Genomic DNA, 9,996 nt, shown 5'->3' with positions numbered 1-9,996 from the left:
AGCATTGCTCCGAGGAGTTATTGACATACCATTCTTCCTCTTTAGGCTGACTAAAATTTATGCGTAATATTTTCTTTCCCCACTATTTATCGGGTGAGCCTTAATTACCTTCATCACGCTATTTTGATTTTTCTGCAAAAATAGGCAACAAGCACTAATTCAGCAAATTATCGCTGAAATAAAACTTCACAAAACTTCACAAAATTCACCTAAACCTTATATTCCCATTTATATAATTAAAATTCCTACTTTTCCGCCCTACATCAGAACTCTTCCTTCATATAAATATCAAAGTCTTTCGCGGAACCCTCTCTGTTTGAGAGCTTTAGCAACAATCTCTTACGGATATTTGCAATGTCAGATAATTTTCTTCCGGTGAGTATTCCTATTTCTGAAGGTGCGAATCCCAGTCTTACCAGAACGCAAATCTCATATTCGCCATTCTTCAATGTGTCTTTATACTCAGCAAGTTCGGGAAGCTCTTTTGATACGAACTTATACAATTCTTTCCAATCATCAAAAGCAGGAGATGCCATAACTTTCTCGGCGAAATAATGAAATCTAATGACAATTGACGAGTTATACAGTTCGACATTCTTTTTCTTTCTATACCGCTCCTGACTGTTTTTATCATATTCAGATATCTTTCTCTGCAGATCTTCCACAGCAGCAGTTTTTTCCTTTACCAGCTGCTCTATCTCTCCCTCGTATTGTCGCAGCAGTACATTCAGATCTTCTTTCGTCTGCTTGAGCATTCGTATATTCTCCCTATGCTTCCTGTTCTCCAGCTCCATCTCGTGCCATTCTTTCTGCATCCGTTCATTCTCTTTTTCCTTAAAGAGCAATTTTCTATAATAGAAAACAAAGAACACCAACAGAATCACAACAAACGAAGCAACAATAAGCACAATCGCTAACAATGCATTGTCCGCCCTCTCTCTCTCATCGGATGCAATACGCTGCTGCTGACCATAGTCATATAGCGTCTTCATATGCAACAGCTTTTCAGTGGTCATGCTGGCATAGGCCGAATCATTTGCCACGCGGGCCATCTCTGTATACTTCACCAAAGAGTCTGCCTGATTAAGCTGTTTATAAAGGGCTGCCAACCCGCGGCATGCACTCTCCGTATTGCTGAAACTTGACGAACAGCTCAGACCTTTGCGAAAAAAATACTCGGCTGAATCAGTTTTATTTATTCCCAGATAATATCCTCCCTTATATGAATAATACACATCGCGCCCCTCTTCTGCCATTTTATCATTACCGCCGGCAAAGACGTATCTGTCGTATATGTCCATATATTCTTTTGCAGCTGAATAGTTTTCGCAGCGCAGCATCTGATGAACCAAAGCCCCGACAGCCAACGCAGCATGTGCAGAATATCCATACTGTGAATATAATGCCGCCACGTGTTCTCTGACAGCCTTAACCGAGTCAGGCATATTTAGCAGATAGTAGGCATTGGCACGCTGTTCATGAAAGACCAATGCCGACAAAGTGTCACCGGCAGTCATGGCATAACGCTCTGCAATGGCAAATTCTTTAAGGGCATAATATGGGATTTCCTGCTTAAGAAACAGATTGGCCGCCTGTCCGTGTATACGGCATAGCAGACGATAGTCGCAGTCAGCGCTGGTTGTATCGGCCTGCTCTGCAGCTTTATTAAAATATTGCAAGGCCAAAGGCGAATCGCCTAAGTCGCGGTACACACTGCCCATAAGATAATAGGCCAGCATACGGTCGTCTGCGTCTCCTTCACTTTCATAATATTCAACGATATTGCGCATCACGCTGTCTGACGTAAACATCACTCCGGCACTGTTCTGAGCTTTTGTCCTCAATAGTCCTAAGCGCATTCTGCTGTCCGTTGACATATTTTCATTGCGCGCTGTAATGCTGTCTATAAATGCCATAGCTGCCGCCGGATCTGACTGCGACAGGCTGTCTGCCATAACAACAGACTTAGAGATACCGGTTCTTCCACACGAAACAACACCTAAAGCTATTGCCACAACCGACAATATATATATAGCCAAACGATTGTTCATTGACGCTTTCATTCTTTTGCGAATACAAAAATAGCCTTAAAAATCAAGACGCGCAAAAATTTACACTATTTTTACAATGCCTCTGTGGTATCCTTATGCAAAAATTCACCTTATTATATATGTCTGCCAAGCAAGCTAACAACCGACTACACCCCGCAAGCAATGTGGCTACCGGTGAAAACAAAGCGTCCGGTGCACTTACGCACCGGACATCATAGATATCAAATAAGAAAAAACTTTCAGTCTTTTCCACTCCAGAATCTGTATGTTATATCAGTAAAGCCGTCTCCCGAAGCACGCTTGTAAAGCCGCTGATTTGTCGTGCGGCTCTTCAGACATCCAAGATGCTCTATATATGGGCCAACCTTTATATAGTCGAAGTCAGCCTTGTTCACAGCCGACGATATCCTTGTGCGGCCGCTATACCAGCCTACCTTCATTTTAGGATAGGCCTTATGCACATAGCGGGCAAGCATATCTACATACTCAGGCTCCGAGTCGCCGCCCATAAAGCAGATGCACGTTATATCGTCGCCATACTCCCGTATAAATCCATCGAGCACCAGGGGCGTAAGCGGTTCGCCCACATCGCCCCAAAGGTAGCGGCTGTGGCAGCCGGGACATCGGCACGGACAGTTGGATATGTTCACCGCAAGTGTAACCTCGTCGGGTATCTCCTGAAACACCACACCGGTGTTAACGTATTTAAGCATGTATATGTCTTTACTTTAAGTTTTTAGTTCTCTTTGTCATCCCCGGTATGGCGCGTAATACGCCTGCCGGCATTTCAGCTACCGACACGACTACTCTGATACGGCCATCTTGTCCTTACCGGCATAGTATCTGCGCGCTGCCTCCTCCTGACGTGCTGCAGAGAAATTGCTAACACGCTTCAGGTATCCTATTATTCGCGTCATGTAATCAATGTTCTTGCTGTGGCAGTGAGGACATTCCTTCAGATAGCGTTTGTCTATGTGGCCGCAGTCGTTGCATATTGTATTGGGGATGTTGAACGTGAAATAGTTGCATCCCTCCTTGGCTGCCACCTTGAGCAGCTGGCGGTATTGTGCCTTCGACAGATGCTCGTCCAGGTTCATATGCAGCGCCGAGCCGCCCGTAAGGTGCTGTATGTATGGTGCTCCGTGCATCTTAAACTTGTCAATGATGTTCAGCGAATCGTCCTCAACAACATAGAAATAGCTGTTGTAGCAGTCGCGCGGCACGAAGTAGCCGTCTTCCCTGTCCCATTTGGCGTGCTTAACTCCAACGTTCTCTGCCGGAATCATCTCGCAGTTGAACAGCACGTCTTTCGAACGGTATTGCTTGTTGTATTTCTCCACAAGTCCGAGCACAGTCTGTACAAATGCCAGATAATCAGGATTGTCGGTTATCTGCAGGCCCATAAACTCGGCAGCCTCCACAAGTCCGTTGATACCTATTGTGAGATACTGTCTGCCTATGTTAATATATCCGGCGTCAAACAGCGGCAGCATGCCGTGGCGCTGCAGTTCCTTGAGGTTTTCGTTATATGCCAGCTGCACCTTGTGCGTAAGGTCGATCACGTCAGACAGAAACTCCTTATAGTCCATCTTGTTGTTCACGGCATACTGTATGCAGCGGTTGAGGTTTATTGTCAGCACGCTCTTCGAGCCAGTAGACACGCCGCCCGCACCAAGCGTATAGCTGAAGCCGTTGTCCTGTATCTCGTTTCTCAGTCGGCAGCATGAACTCAGCGAGTCGGCATTGTCGCTCATGTATGTAAAGAACGAGTGGCCTTCTGAATACATCTCTGCCGTAAAGTCGCCCCACTCCTTGTCTATCACGTCGCCGTCCTTGGCCAGCAGCGCCATCGTCTCAACAGGGAATGTCAGCACGGTCTTTGTGCGCTCCTTGTTAAACCATTTCATAAAGCGCTTCTGCAGCCAGCTTAGTCCGTCCCAGTCGGGCTTGCTGCCGTCAGGGAAGTAGAAGTCGCCGAACAGGCTCTCAAAGTATGGTTTGTCATAATATGCTATGTTCCAGAACACAGCCTGATAGTTGCGTGCGCCCGTAGGCTGGTTTATAGAGTAGACAATCTGCTCAAAGCAGTCGGTAACCATCTTGTCTATGGTGCGCTTCTTCATCGACAGGTCTACCACTTTGTCGGCCTCCTTCCAGTAGTCTTTTCCGTACTCAAGACCGATAAAATAGTTGAGATACATCAGAAACTCGGGCGTGGCGCATGCTCCGCTCAACATGCTCGACACCATGAACACCATATTGACAAAGCCGCCGCAGAACGACTTGAGGTTTGTGGGCGCCGTAGAGTTTCCGCCTATCGACGTAGTGCCGCCTATAAGCCACGGATACATCGTTATCGATGCACAATAGTTGGCCAGGCTCGTCTCGTCGTTCTTATATATAAAGTGGTGGTTAAGCAGGTCGATATACTTGTCGGCAAGCTCCTTTCCGTACATCTTCTTTATACGGTCGGTAAGCAGACGGCGGTTAAGGCGTATGAAGTTCGACTTTGGCAGCTCGCCTATGAGCGTTGCTATGTTTTTATGTTCAACGTTGGCGTTGGCGTCATATTTTGAGCCGGTTGCAGCATTTGCCGCGTCGCAGTAGTCTGTCAAAAATTTCAACTTCTCCATTGTCTCGCGGTCTTCGGTGTGCCTCTGTCTGTACAGCATGAAGCTCTTTGCCACCTTGTAGTATCCCTCCTTCATCAGGGCCTCTTCAACCTGGTTCTGTATGTCCTCCACCTTTATGCCCTCATGCATATCCAAGTGGCTGATTATCTTTGAGATACAGCCCAAGTCGGCAGGTTCATTCACTGAGTTGAACGCCTTGATTATGGCATTCATTATCTTGTCAAGACTGAAACGGTCTGTGCTTCCGTCGCGCTTCGTGATTGTAAAATTCTTTATTTCCATATTCTTGATTTTGGAAAACTTTTTCAAAAACGTTTTCGCAAAAGTTTTCCATTTTTGTCAACTTCGCAAATAATTTTCTTCAAAAAGTTTTCTTTTTAATTCTTTTTCGAGTGCAAATATAAAACAAAAAATCGATACAGCGTACCGATTTTAACACAAAAATTCATGACCGTTTTAAATCTTCTTTCAGAGTTTCACAGAAGATATGTCCACCAGATTGTTCACAATGGCATATATCGTCAGGCCTGCGGGGCTGTGTATCTGCAACTTACGCGCGATGTTGCGCCTGTGGGTTATCACGGTGTTGATAGAAATACAAAGATGGTCGGCAATCTCTTTATTGGTCATTCCCTGCACCAAGCTAACTATAACGTCTTTCTCGCGGTCGCTCAGCGTCTCGCTGTTATTAGGATTACGGCTTATCATTTTCGAAATCTTCACGCTCACGTCGTTCTGCTTAAACTTGCGTTCAAGGTTGCGTATGGCCGGTATGAATATGCAGTCTTCCACCATCGAATGGTTTTGCAGCCACTCTTCGTTGTTATACAGGTCATATAGCGTGGCCGTCAGCCTGTTGTTGTGCTGTATGTCGCTCGGCAGATACTTTATTATAATGTTCTTCAGCTCTCTCAGCTTCAGGTCTATCTGTCCGTGGTGCTTCGAGAAGGTTTCTATGTCATACTCATTGTTCACCTTGTTGTTAAGCAGGTCGTTTACATAGGGAAAGACAGTCTTCTCCTCATACTCCATGTGATGCCTTATCTCGTGGGCATATTCGTCATAAAGCTTCATTATAAGCCGCGCCAGGTTGTCGTTTTCGTCGAGCGCAGCCTCAAGTTCCTTTCTTATCGACGGAAGCTGAAAATTGAGATAATATTCGTGCGACGCCTTGAGATAGTGTATCAGCGTGGGTATCGAGAAGCGTCCGCCGTCGTCAAAGTCGCGATAGCCGTTTATCGAGAAGTTCACCACAGCAAGAAACGTATATGTGTCTACATTCTGATCTTCACAAACCTCACGCACCGTCTTGTCGCCGAAGCCGAGATTTATGCCAAACCTGCCAAGGCTCTGCAGTATGTTATAGTTGTCGGCAATCAGAGATATCATCTTGTCGTCGGCTTCATACATCTTGTTATTTTTCATCGTCCGCTAAATGTTTATCTGTCTTTATGACCCGAAGCTGTCATGCCTCCGTTATGTTGTCTGCAAAATAACAAAAATTATCTGAAACTTGCAATCATAATAAATAGGTATTTTGTCGTCATCCGCCATACTTCATCATACCTATTTTTTATGGCACGGACATTCATTCAATACAAATAACAGCGTATATCATGCCATAGAAGGCATTAAACTTTTACCGGTCTGACTCCTTTTAACCCAAATCTGTTATTAGGATCAGGCCTGGATTTTGCTTTATATTGAGTTGATTTTCGTTGGATTTTTCGCAAGCATTTTTATAATTCACAATTCATAATTAGCTACGCTGAACTTCGTTTCACAATTGACTATGCCGAAATTAAAGGAGTTAAAGCCAAATGCCTTGTGGGTATTATCTATTTTGGGCATTTGGATTTTTCACTCTTCCCTTTTCGTTTTTCACTTAATAACGTTTCTTTATTTGTAAATATTTCTGACATTTTCAGTCCGTTTGACGCTCTCAGAATAGCGATGTTCATCGCAATGTTGTGATTTGGCGTGAAAAACGGCAAAAATCAGGCGTTATGGTTAAGTCACTATCATTCAATGTCTTATGCCGTTTAAAGCTCAAAACTTCAATAGTTAAAAAATATTACTCTGCCGTTTACGCTCCAAAAGTGGCCGACTTATACTCTCAAAAGCATCCTTTAATCACTCTAAAACCATGCTTTTACGGCTCAAAATCCATGTTTGTTGCCTCGTTATCCATCCTGATAAGCAAACGAATGTTAACCATTTAGCATTTTCGCGCCATGCAATTAACATCCGTTATCTTTTGATTTTGCAGATTGAAAAAATATTTTGTCATAAGTTTTTACTTAAAGCAAGAACTGCTGATAAAAGGAAATCCAAAGAATTTGCAGCTTGGAACGAAAAGAAGCAACAAGACAATTGTTCTGTCGGATATGCTATCCGACAGCATAAAATATCAGGATCTTTGATCCGAAATTCATACCTTAATAGCTATTTTTTTGATTGAAATTCATACCTATTAATCAAAATAGGAAACAAGCGGATTAAAATCCTTATATTCAATTCCGGCAGATTACAAATCAGCCGGCACATTAGCTTTGTTGGTTCATATCGGTTGCACAGGACGAAAAGAAGCAACAAGACTATTGTTCTGTCGGATATGCTATCCGACAGCATTAAGTATCAGGATCTGTGATCCGAGATTCATATCTTAATAGCTATTTTTTGATTAGAAATTCATACCTATTAATCAAAATAGGAAGCAAGCGGATTAAAATCCTTATACTTAATTCCGGCAGATTACAAATCAGCCGGCACATTAGCTTTGTTGATTCATATCGGTTGCACAGGACGAAAAGAAGCAACAAGACTATTGTTCTGTCGGATATGCTATCCGACAGCATTAAGTATCAGGATCTGTGATCCGCAACTCATACCTTAATAGCTATTTTTTTGATTAGAAATTCATACCTATTAATCAAAATAGGAAGTAAGCGGATTAAAATCCTTATACTTAATTCCGGCAGATTATAAATCAGCCGGCACATTAGCTTTGTTGGTTCAAATCGATTGCACAAGTGGCGCATTAGTCTTGTAGCGATAAAAAGTCAGGAAACAACAATAAGAATCAAAATGCAAAGTAAGTTGATTATACCCAAAAGAAACTACAAAAATGTCAAGAATCAACAAGGCTATTGTTCTGTCGGATATGCTATCCGACAGCATCAAGTATCAGGATCTGTGATCCGAGATTCATACCTTAATAGCTATTTTTTTGATTAGAAATTCATATCTAAAATAAAAATAGGAAGTAAGCGGATTAAAATCCTTATACTTAATTCCGGCAGATTGCAAATCAGCCGGCACATTAGCTTTGTTGATTCATATCGGTTGCACAGGCGGTTAAATGAAAAGTGAAATAACAATAATCCACAAGAGTATCGAATTTTTCACTCTTCACTCTTCGTTCTTCACTTAAACAAGCTCCTTTAACTCCTAAAAATACACTATCTTTGCATCTCGAATACCATTTAAAACAATGAAAAGAATTATAACCAACATAACGGGCGGCCTGTTATTGGCCGTATGTATAGTACCAACACTATTATCTGTTGTATCTTGCGGACAGCAGGCAGCAGATAGAGATATAGCTGCGGCAGACAGTCTGAGCGAGGCGGCACCGCAAAGGGCGATGACGCTTATTGACAGTCTGGAGGGAGAAAGCACAATGAACAAAAGCCGGCACATGAAGCTGTTGCTGCTAAAGGCTAAAGTAAGAAACAAGCTCGCAATGCCCATGAGCACCGACTCGCTGAAAGACATTGCCGACTATTTTGACAAGCACGGAGATTCTAACGAACGTATGTTCGCATACTATATCATTGGATGCATATATCAAAGAAGTCAGGATGCCCCCATGGCATTGCAGTATTTTCATGAAGCGGCAGCAAAGGCAGACACCACTGACAGCAGCTGCGACTTTCTTACACTGCACAGAATACACGTATGGTCGGCAGAGATTTTCAAAAGCCAGCGTGCCTTCAGCGATGCATTCCACGAAAATAGCCTGGCATTTAAATACGCAATGAAGGCAAAAGACACTTTAAATGCTATTATTACATACGAGCAGAAAGCAAATATTTATTATATACAAGATTTAACAGACTCTGCCATCACTATAAGAAAAAGGCTGTATGAGCTTTACTCTAAATATGGATATAAAAAAGAAGCAGCCAGATCTTTAGGACCGCTTATTGACATTTATGCAAAAAACGGAAACATATCAAAAGCCAAGCATGCCTTGGATGTATATGAAAAAATGAGCGGAAGGTTTGATAAATATGGCAACATTAAAAAAGGCCTGGAAGTGCATTATGCAATTAAAGGATATTATTATCTTAGCATTAACGACTATGACTCTGCAAGGCTGTGCTTTGACAAGTGCCTGAAGACAACATCCAATTATCCTAATGATTTCTCTTACAGCTATAAAGGTCTTACTGGATTATACAAAAAGCTTCATCAACCTGACTCTGTCGCGAAATATGCAGACTTAGCACGCATGATGACGGATACGCTTTATGCCCAGATGTCAACCGAACATCTCCAGCAGATGCAGGCCATGTATAACTATAACAGATACAGGCAGACTGCTGAAGAGGCTGAGAAAGACGCATTGCGGACAAAATATATCAGCATAATCATAATTATGGCTATCATGGCAGCAGCCATTGGCGGGGCACTTGCCGTGAGAACATATATAATGAGGAAACGCAGGGCAAGAGTTAACGAGATAAAAGAATATGAACGCAGCATAAGCGAACTGAAGAAGGCAAGGCGCGAGCTGGACATACTGACCGAAAACAGACAGACACGGATGGAAAGTCTGATTAAGGAGAAGGAGGAAGAGATTGAAAGGCTGCAAAAAGAGAAAGCCGAATATGAGAAAAACAAGGACATTGCAGCCCGAATGACGCCGTTTGCAGACGAGCCTGTCGTAAGAATTTTACGTAGACATGCCGAAAAGGAGCACGTGATGATGAGCGGAGAAGAGCGCAAAATGCTCATAAGCCTGTTTGACAGCTACGAAGAAATAAGCAGGCTGAAGGCCGTTTTGAGTGAAAGCGAATATGAGCTGTGCCTCTTGGTCAAGCTTGGCTTCGCACCTTCGCAGATAAGTCTGCTCACCGGCCGCAGCAGGTCTGACATAACCAACATACGAAAACGTCTATACAACAGAATTACAGGCAAGGATGGAACGTCTAAAGACTTCGACAGATACATAAAGTCTTTATAGCCAGCATGTTATAGAATGCAAATTATGACGTTTGTGAATTATTTGTGAAGTTTAATGCTTC

General features: G+C 43.0%; 5 protein-coding genes. 1 reads left to right on the top strand and 4 read right to left on the bottom strand.

Annotated features, from left to right (window positions below; translation table 11 throughout):
- Nucleotides 1–263: 263 nt before the first annotated feature.
- From ACZMIG_RS11300 to ACZMIG_RS11285, 4 genes are all read right to left on the bottom strand, one after another.
- On the bottom strand, nucleotides 264–2,051 hold the full coding sequence (locus ACZMIG_RS11300; protein WP_487889562.1) for a hypothetical protein: 1,788 nt from the start codon (nucleotides 2,049–2,051) through the stop codon (nucleotides 264–266).
- Nucleotides 2,052–2,290: 239 nt separating this feature from the next.
- On the bottom strand, nucleotides 2,291–2,764 hold the full coding sequence (gene nrdG, locus ACZMIG_RS11295; RefSeq protein WP_021853602.1) for an anaerobic ribonucleoside-triphosphate reductase activating protein: 474 nt from the start codon (nucleotides 2,762–2,764) through the stop codon (nucleotides 2,291–2,293).
- 90 nt (nucleotides 2,765–2,854) lie between these two features.
- On the bottom strand, nucleotides 2,855–4,966 hold the full coding sequence (gene nrdD, locus ACZMIG_RS11290) for an anaerobic ribonucleoside-triphosphate reductase (protein WP_021853601.1): 2,112 nt from the start codon (nucleotides 4,964–4,966) through the stop codon (nucleotides 2,855–2,857).
- Nucleotides 4,967–5,152: 186 nt separating this feature from the next.
- Nucleotides 5,153–6,109: a LuxR C-terminal-related transcriptional regulator gene (locus ACZMIG_RS11285; protein ID WP_487889561.1), complete on the bottom strand. Its 957-nt coding sequence runs from the start codon at nucleotides 6,107–6,109 to the stop codon at nucleotides 5,153–5,155.
- Between the two features lie 2,068 nt (nucleotides 6,110–8,177).
- Here ACZMIG_RS11285 and ACZMIG_RS11280 point away from each other — a divergent pair.
- Entirely contained in the window at nucleotides 8,178–9,935 is a 1,758-nt protein-coding gene (locus tag ACZMIG_RS11280) for a hypothetical protein (protein WP_487889560.1), read from the top strand.
- The last annotated feature ends 61 nt before the right edge of the window (nucleotides 9,936–9,996 follow it).

It is taken from the genome of Xylanibacter sp., assembly GCF_057607445.1.
Note: the sequence above shows the minus strand (reverse complement) of the source record. Positions and strands in the feature narration are given on the sequence as shown.